The following is a 15,912-nucleotide window of genomic DNA, read 5'->3' as shown; positions in this document are numbered from 1 at the left end:
GCCAGCGTTCACTCTGAGCCAGGATCAAACTCTTCACTTAAAACTACATGCCCGAAGGCAAATGCTTTAGCTGCAGATGTTCAATCTCTGGCAACGTTTCGCTTGCTTTAACAAACTATTCATTGCTTGATCAAACGTCTGCAAGATGGACAGTCATCCACTCCTGCAGGCGCCCTCACAAGATACCTGCGCATACTTTCAAAGAACTTCGGAATCGGCCTCAGCGCCTTCTTCCCAGTGCCCGACGTTTCCGTCCGAGCGAGCCGCCCATTATAGCCGGCTTTTCCGCTTCGTCAACACCTCGCTTCGAGGTCCGACTCCGCTGCTCCAACCGCAAACCCGAGGGCTTTTCGTCGAAGCGAGCCGCCTATTATGGCAGCCTTTTCGTTGCCGTCAACACCCTGTTTCGAGGAAGTTGCCGCCGCTTCGTGGTTGCCGTCACCGGAGTGACTGGCGCCGTGAAGCGAGGGAGCGAATTCTAGACATGTTTGTGAAATGTGCAATCACTTTCTGCGTCTGCGGCGCCGGAAGTGCGTTGGCGCCAGACTCGGCAAGGTCGCCGGCCGCCACGGCCCTCTGGCAGCGCTGCGGCAGGGGGCGCGGTGCTGGCGTCCCTCCTATGCATGTGGGGCCATGCTTGCGGCGCGGCCGGGTGGCCGGCCGCGCCGCTGGGCCACAATGGGGGTCTTTCCTTCCCTGCACCGCACGATGGCCGATTCCACACCGCGCTCGCTGTTACGTGATCTTTCGCTCCCGGCGGTGGTGGCCGGCTTCATCACGGTCCTGGTGGGCTTCGCCAGTTCGGCGGTGATCGTGTTCCAGGCGGCGCAGGCGGTCGGCGCCGGTCAGGCGGAGATCGCCTCGTGGATGTGGGCGCTGGGCATCGGCATGGGCGTGACCTGCATCGGCCTGTCGCTGCGCTACCGCATGCCGGTGGTGACGGCCTGGTCCACGCCCGGCGCTGCGATGCTGGTGGTCGGCGCCGCGGGGCTGCCGCTGTCCGACGCGATCGGCGCGTTCGTACTGGCCGCGTTGATGGGCACGCTGGCCGGCTTCTCCGGCGTATTCGAGAAAGCGATGCGGCGCATCCCGGTGTCGCTGGCCTCGGGCATGCTGGCCGGCGTGCTGCTGCGCTTCGGGCTGGACGTGTTCGTCTCGGTGGGCACCCAGCCGTTGCTGGTCCTGGCGATGTTCGCCACCTACCTGGGCGGACGCCGGCTGGCGCCGCGCTACGCGGTGATCGCCACCCTGCTGGTGGGCGTGGCCATCGCCGGCAGCCAGGGGTTGATGCACATGGACCAGGTGCAGCTGCAGTGGGCGCGGCCGCTGTTCACGATGCCGACGCTGTCGTGGGCGGCGGTGTTCGGCATCGCGTTGCCGCTGTTCATCGTCACCATGGCCTCGCAGAACGTCCCCGGCGTGGCGGTGTTGAAGGCTTCCGGCTACGACGCGCCGATATCGCCGGTGGTGGGCTGGATCGGCGTGGTCAATACGCTGCTGGCGCCATTCGGCGGGTACGCACTGAACCTGGCGGCGATCACCGCGGCGATCTGCATGGGCCGCGACGTGCACGAGGACCGGGCGCGGCGCTACCCGGCGGCGGTGAGCGCGGGCGTGTTCTATATCGTGATCGGGCTGTTCGGGGCGACGGTGGCGGCGGTGTTCGCCGCCTTCCCCAGAGAGCTGGTCGCCACCCTGGCCGGCATTGCGCTGCTCGGCACCATCGGCAACAGCCTGGCGGTGGCGCTGAAGGATGAGGGCGAGCGCGAACCGGCGCTGGTGACGTTCCTGGTGACGGCCTCGGGGCTGTCGATGGCCGGGATCGGGTCGGCGTTCTGGGGGCTGGTGGCGGGGGTGGTCGCGTTGCTGGTGTTGCGGCGGCCGGCGCGCTGACGTTCCGGCCCTCTCGCCCACCCCTCTCCGGCGGAGAGGGGCTTCAAAGGCAAGGGCGTTACAGCGGCCGGACCTCGAATACCTGTCTCAGCGTGTGGCGGCCGCCCGGCGCCAGTTCGATCACGTCCGGGCCGACGTTGCCGGCTTCGACGCACACGTAGTTGCGCCAGCCGGCGCCGATGTCGTCCATCTTCGCGGCGGCCGCTTCGCCGGCGTTCCAGACAACGGCGGAACGGCTGCCTTGGGTGGTGATGTCGATGCTGCGGCCGAAACCCGGGTCGCGCAGCACGTAGTGGCCGCGCGCCTGGGTGTAGATGCGGTCGCTGCGGCCTGGATCGCGCGGGTCGCGCAGGTTCCAGTCGCCCTGCTGGACATGGGCGTTGCCGCCGTCGAGCTTGTCCAGGTAGGTCAGGCCATCCAGCCCGGCGACGTCGACCTTGAGCGCATCGCTGACGTTGAAGTAGTTGTGCAGCGCCTGGGTGAAGACCGCCGGCTGGCTGCCGGTGTTCTCGGTGATGAGTTCCTGTTCCAGCGTGCGGCCGATGCGCAGGTTCATGGTCAGGCGCAGCGCCAGGCCTTCCAGCGCCGGCGGTGCCAGGGTCAGCAGCACGGTGCCGTCGGCCTCGCGCCGGGCATCGCGCAGTTCCCATGGCACGGTGCGCACGAAACCGTGCGAGGGCACGTCGCTGCCCTGCCCCTGCCTGGCGAAGTACGGCCAGCACACCGGGCTGCCGCCACGGATCGGGGTGGGCGGCTGCTTCGCGGCAGGCGAAAGCCAGAGGACGTCGCGGCCGCCCGCGGGCACGAATGACAGCAGCTGGCCGCCGAATACGCTGATCGCCGCGGTGGAGAACGGGGTTTCCACCTTCCAGGCGGTGAAGCCGTTGAAGTCGCCTGTGGCCAGGCCCTGCACATCCTTCATCGGAACCTTGCTCCGTACGATTGCTGAGTGGACGAACCGCGAATGGTCGGCGGGCAGCCGGAACACGGTGGGGGTTGCCTGCGTGGCCTCGCGCAACGCCTGCAGGATGCGGCTGCCGGCACGGCCATCGGCATCCTGCCAGCCCAACCGCTGTTGTTCGAGGCGGATCGCACGGCGGGTGGCGTCGCCGACCATGCCGTCGGCGCTGCCGATGTCGTGGCCACGCGCGAGCAGCAGGCCCTGCAGTTCACGGCGCTCGGCGCGGCCCAGGCCGGGGTCGTCGGTGGGCCAGGCGGCCAGCAGTCCCGTGCCGCCGCGCAGGCGGTCGGCCAGGGTGGCGATGGCCAGTGCGTAGCTCTCGGCCGCGTTGTAGGAATAGATCGCGTCGTAGTTGCGGAACACCAGCAGCGCCGGCCCCGCGCTGCCCGCCGGCAGCAGCAGCGCGGCGGGGCTGTCGTCGGCTATTGCGGTGGCCTGCAATGCGCCCCCGTCGACCGCGGTGATGCCCAGCGCGCGCCATGCCGCCAGCGGCCTGCGCTTGCCGCGCCCGGCCATGCCGGCGTCGAAACCGGCGGGAATGCGTACTTCGATGCCCCAGGGCTGGCCGCTGCGCCACCCCGACTGCTTGAGGTAGTTGGCGGTGGAGGCCAGCGCATCGGGGATGCTGGCGACCAGATCGCGGCGGCCATCGCCGTCGCCGTCGACCGCGATGCGCGCGTAGGTGGATGGCATGAACTGGGTCTGGCCGAAGGCGCCGGCCCAGGAGCCGGTGAGGCCATCGGCGACCAGGTCGCCCTGGTCGATCAGCCGGAGCAGCGCCAGCAGTTCGCTGCGGAAGAACGCCTGGCGGCGCCCGTTGCAGGACAGGGTCGCCAGCGACTGCAGCAGCGGACGCTTGCCGGCAACCCGGCCGTAGTCGCTCTCCACGCCCCATACCGCGACCACGGTGGCCGGATCGACGCCGAACCCGGTGGCGATCCGCTCCAGCAGTGCGCGATGCGTGTCGAGCATGGTGCGGCCGTCGGCCACGCGCTGTGCATCCACCAGCGCGGCGAGGTAGTCCCAGATCGGGGTGGTGAATTCGGGTTGGGCATCAAGCAGCGCCAGCACGCCCAGGTCCGGCGTGACTTCGACGAACAGCGCGTCGAAGCGTTCGCCGGCCATGCCCTGGGCCTGCGCCGCGGCACGCAGGCCCGCGCCGCAGCTGCCGAAGTCGGCGATGGCGGCATGCGCCTGCGGCGCGACGGCAAGCACGGCGGCCAGGCCCAGTGCCGGCAATCCCCGCAACGATTTCATGCAACGGCTCCCTGCCAGCGCGGAACGGACCCCGATGATAAGAGGCACCGCGCCTGCCGTGGGGTTCAGGCCGGCCGCAGCAGGCGCAGGCCGAACATGCGCTCGGGCGCGTCCCAGGCCGCGGCCACCCGCAGTCCGGCCGCCGCGGTCATCGCCGCGAACTGCGCGTCGTCGTACTTGTGGCTGTATTCCACGTGCATGGCTTCCTCGCGCGCGAAAGCAAAAGCCTGCCCGGCCACGTGCACCACCTGCGCGCGGCAGCTGACCAGCGAGGTTTCGATGCGGCGCCATGGCACCACGTAGCGCGCGCGATGGGCGAAGCCGGCCAAGTCGAAGTCGCTGCCGATCTCGCGGTTCAGCCGCACCAGCAGGTTGAGGGTGAAGTCGGCGGTGACCCCGGCGGCATCGTTGTAGGCGGCCTCGATGAGCGCGGGGTCCTTGTCCAGGTCGATGCCGATCAATGCCAGCCCTTCCGGCCCCATCGCCTGGCGCATGCCATGCAGGATCGACACCGCCGCCGCTTCGGTGAAATTGCCCAGGGTCGAGCCGGGGAAGAACAGCAGCGTGCGCCGCGCCGCGCGGCGTGGGGGCGGCAGCGCGGGCAGCGCGGTGAAGTCGGCGCAGACCGGCAGCATCTCGATGGCGGGAAAGTCCACCGCCAGCGCGCGGACGCTGTCCAGCAGCGCGGTGCGCGAGATCTCCACCGGGGTATAGGCCACCACGTCTTCCAGTGCCTGCAGCAGCAGCCGGGTCTTGCGGCCGCTGCCGCTGCCGTACTCCACCACCCGCACCCGCGGCCCCGCATGCGCGGCGATCTGCGGCAGTACCCGCGGCAGCAGGTCCAGCTCGGCCCGGGTGAGGTAGTACTCCGGCTGCCGGGTGATGCACTCGAACAGCGCCGAGCCGCGCGCATCGTAGAAATACTTGGAGGGCAGCGCGCGCGGCCGCGCCGACAGCCCGGCGAGCACGTCGGCGGTGATGGTGGCCCGGTCGGGACGGTGGTCCAGCAACCCCTCCAGCAACGGATCGGCACTGCCCATTTCAGAGGTCCCTGGCCAGGCGCAGGCCGGCGAACTGCCAGCGTGCCGACGGCGGGAAGAAGTTGCGGTAACTGGCACGCACGTGTCCGGCCGGCGTGGCGCAGCTGCCGCCGCGCAGCACGAACTGGCCGCACATGAACTTGCCGTTGTACTCACCCGCACTGCCAGGCAGCGCGCGGAAGCCGGGATAGGCGGCATACGCGCTGCCGGTCCATTCCCAGACATCACCGAACAGCTGCCGCGGGATGCCGGGTTCAATGGCCGCGGCGGCAGCCGGGTGCAGCAGGCCGGCGTCGGCGAAGTTGCCGGCCAGCGGCGCCGCCGCAGCCGCGGATTCCCACTCGAATTCGGTGGGCAGGCGCGCGCCGGCCCAGCGCGCGCAGGCGTCGGCTTCGAACCAGCTGAGGTGGCAGACCGGCGCATCCGGATCCAGCGCGCGCCAGCCGCCCAGGGTGTATTCGCGCTCCAGCGCCGGGTCCCAGTACAGCGGGCGGCACCATTGCCCGGCCTGCAGCTGCGCCCAGCCGTCGCTCATCCACAGCAGCGGGTCGCGGTAGCCGCCGTCGTCGATGAAGGCGCGGTATTCGGCGTTGCTCAGCGGACGGTCGGCCAGCGCGTGCGCCGGGACCAGCACGCGGTGCCGCGGCGACTCGTTGTCGTAGGCGAAGGTGGCGTGCGCCGGCCAGGCGGGGGCGCCGATCTCGACGAGGCGTTCGGGGCGTTCGATCCACAGCGCGGGCCCGCCTGCCGGCGCGGCGCGCGGCGCCGGCAGGTCGTCGCGGTAGGCCGGCTGCAGCGGGTTGCTCCACAGTGCGTGCTTGATGTCGGTCAGCAGCAGTTCCTGGTGCTGCTGCTCGTGTTGCAGGCCCAGCAACAGCAGCCGTTGCGCCGGGTCATCCAGGCTGCCGGCGCGCAGGCACTGGCCGATGCGCTCGTCGACCCGGGCGCGGTACGCCAGCACCTGCGCCAGCGGCGGCCGCGACAGCAGCCCGCGTTGCGCGCGCGCATGCGCCGGGCCCACGCTCTGGTAGTAGCTGTTGAACAGGACCTGCCACTGCGGGTGCAGCGGCTGGTAACCGGGCGGGCGGGCGAGCACGAACTGCTCGAAGAACCAGGTGGTGTGCGCCAGGTGCCATTTGGCGGGGCTGGCGTCGGCCATGCTCTGCACCATGGCATCCTCGGCCGACAGCGGCGCCGCCAGGTCCAGGCTGGCCTGGCGCACGGCGCGGTAGCGCTCGGCCAGCGTGGGCGGCGTTGTCGCAGCGCTGGACGCCTTCAGCAATGCGGCACTGGAAATCTGCATGCCCCGAGCTTAGCGATGCCCGGTTAGCGCGGCGTCATCGGCGCCGGGCGGGGTTCAGGCAAGCGCGTCCAGGTAATACCAGCGGCCGTCCTGGCGCACGAAGCGGCTGTGTTCGGCCAGGCGCACGGCACTGCCGCCGCCGATGCGGTAGCGGGCGACGAACTCCACCTCGGCGGTGTCGGTGCCGGTGACCCGGTGCCGCTTCACGTCCAGGCCCAGCCATTGCGTGCGCTGGCCCGGCGCATCCTCCAGCGACAGCACCTGCGGCCGCGTATCGGCATGCCAGGTGGCCAGCAGGTAGTCGCGGTTTCCGCTGACGTAGGCGCAGTAGCGCGAACGCATCAGCGCCTCGGCATCCGGCGCGGGCTCGCCGGCATGCCAGCGCGCGCAGCAGTGGCCGTGGGGGCGGCCGGAGCCGCAGGGACAAGGGGAGCTCGGGGTGATCGGCATGCGCGTATTTTCCCTCCCCGCCAGCGCCGCGGCCAGCCGGCACCGGCGTATGCTGTCGCGCCCCCCGTTCAGGTCCGACCATGCTGGAACTCCTGCCCGCCGAGCTGCCCTGGCTGCTCGCCATCGCCTTCATCGCCGGACTGGTGGACGCCGCGGTCGGTGGCGGCGGGTTGATCCAGCTGCCGGGCCTGTTCACGGTGCTGCCACAGCACACGCCGGCCGCACTGCTGGGCACCAACAAGTTCAGCTCGGTGTTCGGCACCGGTGCGGCGACCTGGCGCTACGCACGTTCGGTGCGGTTCCCGTGGCGGCCGGTGCTGCTGGCCGCGGCGACCGCGTTCGTGTTCGCCTTCCTCGGCGCCACCGCGGTCAGCCTGCTGGCCAAGGACGCGGTGCGCCCGCTGGTGCTGGCGCTGCTGATCGTGATGCTCGGCTACACGCTGGCGAAGAAGGACTTCGGCGCCCTGCACCGCCCGCGCGAGGTCGGCCGCCGCGAACTGGGCATCGCGCTGGCGATGGGCGCGGTGATCGGCTTTTACGACGGCTTTTTCGGTCCGGGCACCGGCAGTTTCCTGATCTTCCTGTTCATCCGCTTCTTCGGCCTGGATTTCCTGCGTGCGTCGGCCGCCTCCAAGGTGGTCAACCTGGCCACCAACGTGGCCGCGCTGTCGTTCTTCGTGCCCAGCGGCAACGTGCTGCTGGCCTTCGCGGTGCCGATGGCGGCGGCCAACGTCGCCGGTTCGGTGACCGGCACCCGGCTGGCGCTGCGCGGTGGCACGCCGCTGATCCGCAAACTGTTCCTGTTGCTGGTGGTGGTGCTGATCGCGCGCATGGCGTGGGACACGTTCGCCGGCTGAACGCAGCAGAACGGCCGGACCGCAGCCGATGCCACCACCACGGGCGGATGTGGATGATGGGGTGATGGCGGCCCTCCCCGGCCGCCCGGAGACCCCCCATGCAACTGGATTTTTCCGGCAAGGTCGCGCTGGTCACCGGCGCCGCCTCGGGCATCGGCGAGGCCGTCGCCCGGCAGCTGGCCGCCGGCGGCGCGCAGGTCGTCGTCGCCGACCTCCACCGCGACGCCGCCGAGCGGGTGACCGCGAGCATCGGCGCCCGCGCCCGTGCGCGCCAGCTGGACATCAGCGACGCCGACGCGGTGCGGCAACTGGTGGACGCCACCGTGGCCGAGTACGGCGGGCTGCACCTGGCGGTCAACAACGCCGGCATCGGCGGCGCCAGCCAGGCCACCGCCGACTACCCGCTGGAGGAATGGCACCGCGTGCTGGGAGTGAACCTGCACGGGGTGTTCTATTCGATGAAGTACGAGATCGCCGCGATGCTGGCCGGCGGCGGCGGGGCGATCGTCAACATGGCCTCGATCCTGGGCAGCAACGGCTGGGCTGGGTCCACCGCCTACGTGGCGGCCAAGCACGCGCTGGTGGGCATGACCAAGACTGCGGCGCTGGAGTACTCGGCGCGCGGGCTGCGCATCAACGCGGTCGGCCCCGGGTTCATCGACACGCCGCTGCTGGCCGGCATGGACCGCGCGGCCTACGACGGCCTGGTCGCGCTGCACCCCGCCGGGCGCCTGGGCAAGGCCGAAGAGGTGGCGGCGCTGACCTGCTTCCTGCTTTCCGAGCAGGCGTCGTTCATCAGCGGCAGCTACCACCTGGTCGACGGCGGCTACTCGGCGCGCTGAGCCGCCGCGGCCGGTGGTGGCCGCATGCGCGGGGCCCGGCGGTTGCCGTCCGTCGGGTCCAACGGCGTCTTCACTTGTCCGCTCCTAACGAATTGCTTACATATCGCCCACGCCCGTCATGGTGGCGGGCGAGGTAGTCCGGCAATCCAAGGAGCTTCCCGATGACGTCGTTATCGCTGCATCCGCACCGCCTGACCAGAGCCATACAGCTTTCCCTGTTGTGCCTGTTGCCTGCCGTCGCCACCGCACAGGAAGCCACCAGCGCCCGCACCCTGGACACGATCCAGGTCACCGGCACCCGCATCAAGAAGGCCGAACTGGAAACCCAGGTGCCGGTCCAGGTGCTCACCCGCGAGACCATCGACCGTACCGGCTACACCTCGGTGGCGGACGTGGTGCAGCACCTCACCGCCAGTGGCGCCTCGTTGAGTACCAAGCTCAATTCCAGCGGCAACTTCGGCTTCCCGCCCGATGGCGGCGGCGTCGGTGCCGGCGCGGCGACGGTGGACCTGCGCCACCTCGGCCCCAAGCGCGTGCTGGTGCTGGTGGACGGCATCCGCTGGGTCAATGAATCCTCCGGCTCGGGCGTGGGCGCGTCGGTGGACCTGAACACGATTCCGCTGGCGCTGGTCGAGCGCATCGAAGTGCTGGAGGACGGCGCCTCGTCGATCTACGGTTCCGATGCCATCGCCGGCGTGGTCAACATCATCACCCGCAAGAACGTCGACGGCGGCCGCGTCGAGGTCCAGTACGGCGACTACAACCTCAAGGGTGGCGGCACCAGCGGCGTGGACTTCAGCTTCGGCGGCAGCGGCGACCGCGCGCAGTGGGTGGTCGGCGCGTCGTATTTCAAGCAGAAGGAAATCTCCTCGGCCGAGTACCTGTGGGCACGCGAGCCGGTGCCGGGCACCGGGCTGGCCAACGGCAGCTCGGCCACGCCCGGAGGGCGGTCGGTATTCGCGCCAGCCGATGGCAACAACACCTACGGCGGGCTGTGCCCGTTGGCCAAGGACGACAACGGCAATCCGATTCCCGGCTCGGCCACCTGCAACATCACCCTGCCCAATGGCGCCAACTATGCCGGAAACGGTTTTCCCGGAAATTTCATTCCGTTCACCACCGCGAACCGCTTCAACTTCGCGCCGTACAACCTGCTGCTGACCCCGAACGAGCGCAAATCGGTGTTCGGCCAGGTGCGCTTCGACTTCACCCCGGCGGTCAGCGGCTGGTTCCGTGGCCTGTACAGCGAGCGCACGTCGGCCAACCAGGCGGCGCCGGAGCCGATCTTCCTGGGCACCGATGCCGGCGTGTACAACGAATGGGCCGAGACCCGGCTGGTGATTCCCGCCAACCAGCGCTACAACCCGTTCGGCTTCGACCTGACCACCATCGGCCCGGACGCCAACCTGTTCCTGATCGGGCGCCGCCCGGTCGAAGGCGGGCCGCGCCGCTACGAGCAGGACGTCAAGACCTGGTACGCCGCCGGTGGGCTGGACGGCAGCTTCGAGGTCAACGGCCGGCCGTGGAGCTGGGACATCAACGCCATGTCCAGCCAGAGCAAGGCCACCCAGACCAACACCGGCAGCTACAACATCAAGCACATCAACCAGGCGCTGAGCGACCCGGCGGCGTGCGCGGCCATCGCCGGCTGCGTGCCGCTGAACATCTTCGGCGGCCCCGGCACCATCACCGCGGACATGCTGGCGTGGATCTCGCCGGTGGTGCGCGACCGCAGCAAGAACACCCTGAGCCAGGCCTCGGCCAACATCACCGGCGAACTGGCCGACCTGTGGGCCGGGCCGCTGTCCTTCGCCGCCGGTGCCGAATGGCGCCGCTACAAGGGCGAGTACTACCCCGACCCGATCACCGTGGCCGGTGAATACAACGGCGTGCCGTCGGGCGTCACCATCGGCAGCTATTCGGTGAAGGAAGCCTATGCCGAATTCGACGTGCCGCTGGCGCGCGGCGGCTTCTGGGGCAAGAGCGTGGACCTGAGCGTGGCCGGCCGTTATTCGGACTATTCCACCTTCGGCGGCACCGGCACCGGCAAGATCGGGCTGCGCTGGCAGCCGGCCGATGAACTGCTGCTGCGCATGTCCTTCGCGCAGGGCTTCCGCGCACCGTCCATCGGCGAGTTGTACGGCACCCTGAGCCGCTTCGACGCCACCCTGGTGGACCCGTGCAACAACGCCGCGTCCACCACCCCCAAGTGCGTGGCCGATGGCGTGCCGCCCGGTTACGAGCAGGTCAACCCGCAGATCTCGGTGGTCACCTCCGGCAACCGCGACCTGCAGCCGGAGAAGAGCCGTTCGTTCATGGCCGGCGCAGTGTGGAGCCCGGGCTGGGCCGAGGACAGCGGCTGGGCCAGCAAGCTGGACCTGGGTGTGACCTTCTACCGCCACACCATCGACGGCGCGATCCAGGCACCGGACGCACAGGCGATCCTCAACCGCTGCATCGACAGCCGCGACGCGGTGGCCTGCGCCAGCTACACCCGCAACGAACGCGGGCAGATCGTGCGTTTCGAGGACATCCTCGCCAACCTGGGCACGATCAACACCAGCGGCTGGGACTTCAGCGCGCACTGGCTGCTGCCGGAAACCGGCTGGGGGCAGCTGGGCCTGGACTGGAAGGCCACCTGGGTCACCCGCTACGAGCTAGTCAACGAGTCCGGGCAGGCCGAACCCAAGCGTCCCGGGGTGGAGGTCAACGACAGCTCGATCCCGGAATGGACCTCCAACCTGACCGCCAACTGGGACTACCGCAACTGGAACGCGAGCTGGTCGCTGCGCTACGTCGACCGCCTGCGCGAAAGCTGCGCCGGCGCCAACGGCTTCCCGATCTGCACCGACAGCGCGGCCGACCTGCACTGGCTGGGCGCCACCACCCTGCACGATGCGCAGGTCAGCTGGCGCACCGATGCGTGGATGAAGGGGCTGAAGATCACCGTGGGCGTCAACAACGTGTTCGACAAGAACCCGCCGATCTGCCTGAGCTGCACGCTCAACGGCTACGACCCGGGCACGTACGACCTGCCCGGCCGCTACAGCTACGCCCGGCTCAGCCTGGATTTCTGAGCCGCGGCACCGGCAACGCCGACAGGACGACAAAGGGAGCCGCCAGGCTCCCTTTGTCTTTTGCTGCTCTGCTCCGCTCCGCGACGGCCGCCGCTTACCGGCGGTGCTGGTGCGCCGCGTCCAGCTGGGCCAGCCGGCGCGCGGTGGCGTCATGCACGTCCAGCAGGTCGGCGCGGATTTCCCACAGACCGGCCAGCAGCAGCAATGCCAGCCAGGGCCAATGGCGGCGGAACAACGCGCGCATCGTCATCGCAACCTCCTGTCGTCAACACGTCCATCGTGAAACGCAGCCCCGGTGCCGCGCAACGCGGCTCCTGGCGGCCCCCGACCCTAGCGCAGCAGCGCGCCGGCCAGCCCCATCAGCACCAGCAGCGTCACCGGCAGCATCGACAATACGAAGCCCAGCCCGCGGCTGGACGGGGCGCTCACGTAGGCGCGCCAATAGATGAAACGGCCGACCAGGTACACCGCGCCGATGCCGGCGACCCAGGCGGCCGGCCAGAAGCGCGCGGCGACGAACAGTGCCGGCAGCAACGCGACCAGCAGCTCCAGGGTGTTCATCTGCACCCGGTAGGCGCGCTCGAAGCCCTCGTGGCCACTGACCGCCGGCGCCTTGACCCCGTAGCGGCCGCGCGCGCGCCCGACCATCGCGCCGAAGAACAGGTACTGGGCCACTGCCAGCAACGCCACCAACTCTACGTAATGCATGGTTTCTCCGGGATGTTCGCGGGAATGCGGGGCGCGGGCTCCGCGCCTGCCGGTCGCCTGGCGCGCGGCTCAGCGCCGCGCGTGGCCCACTTCGATGAAGCGCAGGAACTCGGCGCGGGTGCGGGCATCGTCGTGGAAGCTGCCGCGCATGCGCGAGGTGACCATGCTGACGCCGCGCTTGTGGATGCCGCGGGTGGTCATGCACTCGTGCGAGCCCTCCACCACCACGCCCACGCCCAGCGGCTGCAGCACGTCCTGGATGACGTCGGCGATCTGCGCGGTCATCTTTTCCTGCACCTGGAAGCGGCGTGCATAGGCCTCGACCACGCGCGCCAGCTTGGAGATGCCGACCACGCGGCCGTTGGGCACGTAGCCCACGTGCACGCGGCCGATGATCGGCGCCATGTGGTGCTCGCAGTGGCTTTCGTACTCGATGTCGCGCAGCACGATCATCTCGTCGTAGCCGGCCACTTCCTCGAAGGTACGCGCCAGGTATTCACGCGGATCGTCCTGGTAGCCCTTGAACCAGTCGCCATAGGCCTCGGCCACCCGCCGCGGGGTGTCCAGCAGGCCCTCGCGGGCGGGGTCTTCGCCGGCCCAGCGCAGCAGGGTGCGCACGGCCTCCTCGGCCTGGGCCTGGGTGACGGACGGGTTGTTGGAGTCGGCCATGGGTGACGGCGCCTGGATTGCGGGGGTGGACATGCTACCAGCCGGGTGCCGCCGGGGCATCGCGGACGGCGCCCGGAAACGACGAAGGCGCCCGCGGGCGCCTTCGTCCTGGGCGTCGACGCGCTGCGGTTACTGGCTGAGCACGCCCTTCACGTAGGCCACGATCTCCGCGTCCTGCGCGTTGTCGAAGAACGCCTGCTGGAAACGCGCGCCGCCCACGGCCTGCTTCACCAGCGCCGGGTCGATCGACTTCAGGCCGGCGATGAAGTCCTTCGAGGCGCCCTGCTTGACCTGCGCCAGGATGCCGGCGTTGGTCATCTGCGACTCCCGGCGCTCGGCCGGGTAGCCCTGGCCACGCTCGCCGGCGAAAGCCTTCTCGAAGATGTAGCGGATGTTGATCTCCGCGCCCCAGCCGTAGCCCTTGGCGAACGGCAGCGACAGCGCGTTGCCGTTGTTGACCTGGGCGAACAGGAAGGCATCGGTCGGCTCGATGCAGTAACCGCAGTACACGCCCGGCCAGGCGTTGAGCGACATCAGCGCGCCCTGCCCGGTGCCGCAGCCGGCGACCACGAAGTCCACGGCCCGGGCGTTGAGCAGCAGCGCGGCGCAGATGCCCAGGTGGATATAGGTCAGGCGGTGGTCGTTGTCGCCGTCCATGCCGACGTTGAACACCTGGTGGCCCTGCGCGGCGGCCACGGTCTGGAGCTGTTCCAGCACCACCGGGTTCTTGGCGGCCTGGCTGAACTCCTGCATCAAGGCGATCTTCATTGCGTCACTCTCTGTTCGATGGGGAAATGCGTGGCGCGCGGCCGTGGCCGCGCGCCGGGGGATGCCGGATCAGCGCGCCAGCCAGCCGCCGTCGACCGGGATGACCGCGCCGTTGACGTAGTCCGAGGCGCTGGAGGCGAGGAACACGGCCGTGCCGCCGAGGTCTTCCGGCCTGCCCCAGCGGCCGGCCGGGATGCGGTCCAGGATCGCCTTGTTGCGGTCCTCGTCGGCGCGCAGCTGGGCGGTGTTGTCGGTGGCCATGTAACCGGGGGCGATGGCGTTGATGTTCACCCCCTGCTGCGCCCACTCGTTGGCCAGCAGCCGGGTGATGCCGGCGATGCCGCTCTTGGACGCGGTGTAGGACGGCACCCGGATGCCGCCCTGGAAGGACAGCATCGAGGCGATGTTGATGATCTTGCCGCGGCCCTGGGCGATGAAATGCCTGCCGGCGGCCTGGCACATGAAGAACGCGGACTTGATGTTGACGTTCATCACGTCGTCCCAGTCCTTTTCGCTGAACTCCACCGCGTCGGCGCGGCGGATCAACCCGGCGTTGTTGACCAGGATGTCCAGCCCGCCCAGGCCCTCGACGGCTTCGCGCACCACGCGCTCGACCGGTTCGATGCTGATCAGGTTGGCCTCGATGTTGACGAAGCGGCGGCCCAGCGCACGCACCTTCCCGGCGGTCTCCTCGGCCGGGACGATGCCGGCGCCGGCGATGTCGGCCCCGGCGGCGGCCAGCGCCAGCGCGATGCCCTGGCCCAGGCCGGTATTGGCACCGGTTACCAGCGCGACCTTGCCTTCGAGGCTGAATGGATTCGTCATGGTGTTCCTCTCCCTGAGCGGTGGTACGGGGGTGGGTTGCAGTGCCGCGTCCGGCCCGGTGGGCGATGCGGCGCGGTGGGTGCGCGTGGCGGTCCTGGTCGGCCCCGCCGGTTGCGCTGCGGGGCCATCATAGCCAGTTTGGTAACCGGTGTCATTTTGCGCCGCGGAATACTGGCTTTCCTTTCCGGAACAATGGCTTGGGGTCAATCCAGGGGCGGTTGGCAGGAATCGCGCACGATCAGGTGCGGGCGCACGCTGGCGATCTGCAGTGCGGCCTGGCCCTCGGGCTGGATCAGCATCGCCGCAGCGGTGCGGCCGGTATCGCGGGTATTGCGCCGCACCGAGGTCAGCGACGGCCACAGCCGCGAGGCCAGCGGGCTGTCGTCGTAGCCGACCACCGACAGTTCGCGCGGGATGTTGATGCCGGCGCGCATGGCGACCTTGTAGACGCCGGCGGCCATCTCGTCGTTGCCGGTGAAGATCGCGGTCGGGCGCTGCTTGCCGAGCAGCAGCTTCTCGGCCGCGGCCACGCCCGATTCGAAGGTGTAGCCGGCCTCGATGATGCGCGCCGGCGGCAGTTCGATGCCGCGCCGCTGCAGCGCGTCGATGAAGCCGGCGGTGCGCTCGTGCGCCGAGCGGTAGGCCGACGGGCCTGTGATCAGGGCGATGTCGCGGTGGCCGAGCGAAAGCAGGTAATCGGCGGCCTCGGCGGCGCCGTCGCGGTCGTGGGTGATCACCATCTGCGAGGTGTCGTCCAGCGGCAGCGAGGCGATGCGGGTGTAGCGGCAGCCGATCTCCTCCAGCATGTCGGCCAGCGCCTGGTCCTCGGACGCGCGCGGCACCAGGATCACGCCGTGCAGCTTCTGCTGCTGCACGAAGCGCTTCACGCCCTCGATGTAACCGGGGCTGCGGGTGTCGCAGGGGTGCACCACCAGCTCGAAGCTGGAGCCGCGCAGCGCATCGAGCGCGCCGTACTGCATGTCCACCACGTACTGCGCGGTGGGGTTGTCGTAGACCATGCCGATCAGGAACGAGCGCCGGAACGCCAGCCCGCGCGCCAGCGGATCCGGTGCGTAGCCGACCTCGCGCATCAGCGCCTCGACCTTCTCGCGGGTGTCTTTGCGCACCAGCGGCGAGTTGTTGATGATCCGCGACACCGTCTTCTTGGACACACCGGACAGGCGCGCGATGTCGTTGATGGTCGCGGCCCTGCCCAGCGGCCGGGTCGTGGCGTCGGAATCGGCCTTCTTGCGCAATGACAT

13 protein-coding genes and 1 rRNA gene (1 of these 14 cut by a window edge) are annotated in these 15,912 nt (G+C 69.7%); 4 read left to right on the top strand and 10 right to left on the bottom strand.

Annotation, left to right across the window (positions count from 1 at the left end; genetic code table 11):
• Positions 1–40 (bottom strand): 16S ribosomal RNA (locus B1L07_00235) (it extends 1,507 nt beyond the left edge of the window).
• Positions 41–708: 668 nt separating this feature from the next.
• Here B1L07_00235 and B1L07_00230 point away from each other — a divergent pair.
• Positions 709–1,893 carry a hypothetical protein gene (locus B1L07_00230; GenBank protein ID AUZ53818.1) on the top strand — a complete coding sequence of 395 codons (1,185 nt, stop codon included), beginning with the start codon at positions 709–711 and terminating at the stop codon, positions 1,891–1,893.
• Between the two features lie 58 nt (positions 1,894–1,951).
• Here the strand turns inward: B1L07_00230 and B1L07_00225 are convergent, their stop codons facing one another.
• The 4 genes from B1L07_00225 to B1L07_00210 all read right to left on the bottom strand — a co-directional run bounded on the left by B1L07_00225 (position 1,952) and on the right by B1L07_00210 (position 6,904).
• Positions 1,952–4,111, bottom strand: a complete 2,160-nt coding sequence (locus tag B1L07_00225) for an epimerase (GenBank protein ID AUZ53817.1) — start codon at positions 4,109–4,111, stop codon at positions 1,952–1,954.
• 65 nt (positions 4,112–4,176) lie between these two features.
• On the bottom strand, positions 4,177–5,151 hold the full coding sequence (locus tag B1L07_00220) for an L-histidine N(alpha)-methyltransferase (protein AUZ53816.1): 975 nt from the start codon (positions 5,149–5,151) through the stop codon (positions 4,177–4,179).
• Position 5,152: 1 nt separating this feature from the next.
• Entirely contained in the window at positions 5,153–6,454 is a 1,302-nt protein-coding gene (locus B1L07_00215; GenBank protein ID AUZ53815.1) for a hypothetical protein, read from the bottom strand.
• Positions 6,455–6,508: 54 nt separating this feature from the next.
• Positions 6,509–6,904: a hypothetical protein gene (locus B1L07_00210; protein AUZ53814.1), complete on the bottom strand. Its 396-nt coding sequence runs from the start codon at positions 6,902–6,904 to the stop codon at positions 6,509–6,511.
• 80 nt (positions 6,905–6,984) lie between these two features.
• On the opposite strand from B1L07_00210, the gene B1L07_00205 reads away from it, so the two are divergent.
• From B1L07_00205 to B1L07_00195, 3 genes are all read left to right on the top strand, one after another.
• Complete coding sequence (locus B1L07_00205; GenBank protein AUZ53813.1) at positions 6,985–7,761, top strand: hypothetical protein; 777 nt, start codon at positions 6,985–6,987, stop codon at positions 7,759–7,761.
• Between the two features lie 98 nt (positions 7,762–7,859).
• The gene (locus B1L07_00200; GenBank protein AUZ53812.1) at positions 7,860–8,603 is read left to right on the top strand and encodes a short-chain dehydrogenase; all 744 of its coding nucleotides are present in this window, start codon (positions 7,860–7,862) and stop codon (positions 8,601–8,603) included.
• 161 nt (positions 8,604–8,764) lie between these two features.
• Positions 8,765–11,680, top strand: coding sequence for a TonB-dependent receptor (locus tag B1L07_00195; protein ID AUZ53811.1), 2,916 nt, complete (start codon positions 8,765–8,767; stop codon positions 11,678–11,680).
• Between the two features lie 330 nt (positions 11,681–12,010).
• Here B1L07_00195 and B1L07_00190 read toward each other — a convergent pair whose 3' ends face one another.
• From B1L07_00190 to B1L07_00170, 5 genes are all read right to left on the bottom strand, one after another.
• Positions 12,011–12,388 carry a hypothetical protein gene (locus tag B1L07_00190; GenBank protein AUZ53810.1) on the bottom strand — a complete coding sequence of 126 codons (378 nt, stop codon included), beginning with the start codon at positions 12,386–12,388 and terminating at the stop codon, positions 12,011–12,013.
• A 69-nt stretch (positions 12,389–12,457) separates the two neighbouring features.
• Entirely contained in the window at positions 12,458–13,057 is a 600-nt protein-coding gene (locus B1L07_00185) for a GTP cyclohydrolase I (GenBank protein ID AUZ53809.1), read from the bottom strand.
• A 129-nt stretch (positions 13,058–13,186) separates the two neighbouring features.
• Positions 13,187–13,825, bottom strand: a complete 639-nt coding sequence (locus tag B1L07_00180; GenBank protein ID AUZ53808.1) for a hypothetical protein — start codon at positions 13,823–13,825, stop codon at positions 13,187–13,189.
• Positions 13,826–13,894: 69 nt separating this feature from the next.
• Positions 13,895–14,650, bottom strand: a complete 756-nt coding sequence (locus tag B1L07_00175) for a 2-deoxy-D-gluconate 3-dehydrogenase (protein AUZ53807.1) — start codon at positions 14,648–14,650, stop codon at positions 13,895–13,897.
• A 203-nt stretch (positions 14,651–14,853) separates the two neighbouring features.
• A complete protein-coding gene (locus tag B1L07_00170; GenBank protein ID AUZ56377.1) occupies positions 14,854–15,912 on the bottom strand; it encodes a LacI family transcriptional regulator in 1,059 nt (352 codons plus the stop codon).

Origin of the sequence: Stenotrophomonas acidaminiphila (assembly GCA_002951995.1) — a bacterium.
Classification (GTDB): Bacteria; Pseudomonadota; Gammaproteobacteria; order Xanthomonadales; family Xanthomonadaceae; genus Stenotrophomonas; species Stenotrophomonas acidaminiphila_A.
The sequence above is the reverse complement of the archived record's forward strand: the minus strand, read 5'-3'. Positions and strand labels throughout refer to the sequence as shown.

Bases quoted from the DNA above. Each gene is read 5' to 3' on its own strand.
- B1L07_00225 (AUZ53817.1), bottom strand. From the start codon at position 4,111: ATGAAATCGTTGCGGGGATTGCCGGCACTGGGCCTGGCCGCCGTGCTT.
- B1L07_00185 (AUZ53809.1), bottom strand. From the start codon at position 13,057: ATGGCCGACTCCAACAACCCGTCCGTCACCCAGGCCCAGGCCGAGGAG.
- B1L07_00200 (AUZ53812.1), top strand. From the start codon at position 7,860: ATGCAACTGGATTTTTCCGGCAAGGTCGCGCTGGTCACCGGCGCCGCC.
- B1L07_00210 (AUZ53814.1), bottom strand. From the start codon at position 6,904: ATGCCGATCACCCCGAGCTCCCCTTGTCCCTGCGGCTCCGGCCGCCCC.
- B1L07_00175 (AUZ53807.1), bottom strand. From the start codon at position 14,650: ATGACGAATCCATTCAGCCTCGAAGGCAAGGTCGCGCTGGTAACCGGT.
- B1L07_00195 (AUZ53811.1), top strand. From the start codon at position 8,765: ATGACGTCGTTATCGCTGCATCCGCACCGCCTGACCAGAGCCATACAG.
- B1L07_00205 (AUZ53813.1), top strand. From the start codon at position 6,985: ATGCTGGAACTCCTGCCCGCCGAGCTGCCCTGGCTGCTCGCCATCGCC.
- B1L07_00220 (AUZ53816.1), bottom strand. From the start codon at position 5,151: ATGGGCAGTGCCGATCCGTTGCTGGAGGGGTTGCTGGACCACCGTCCC.
- B1L07_00170 (AUZ56377.1), bottom strand. From the start codon at position 15,912: ATGTCATTGCGCAAGAAGGCCGATTCCGACGCCACGACCCGGCCGCTG.
- B1L07_00180 (AUZ53808.1), bottom strand. From the start codon at position 13,825: ATGAAGATCGCCTTGATGCAGGAGTTCAGCCAGGCCGCCAAGAACCCG.
- B1L07_00215 (AUZ53815.1), bottom strand. From the start codon at position 6,454: ATGCAGATTTCCAGTGCCGCATTGCTGAAGGCGTCCAGCGCTGCGACA.
- B1L07_00190 (AUZ53810.1), bottom strand. From the start codon at position 12,388: ATGCATTACGTAGAGTTGGTGGCGTTGCTGGCAGTGGCCCAGTACCTG.
- B1L07_00230 (AUZ53818.1), top strand. From the start codon at position 709: ATGGCCGATTCCACACCGCGCTCGCTGTTACGTGATCTTTCGCTCCCG.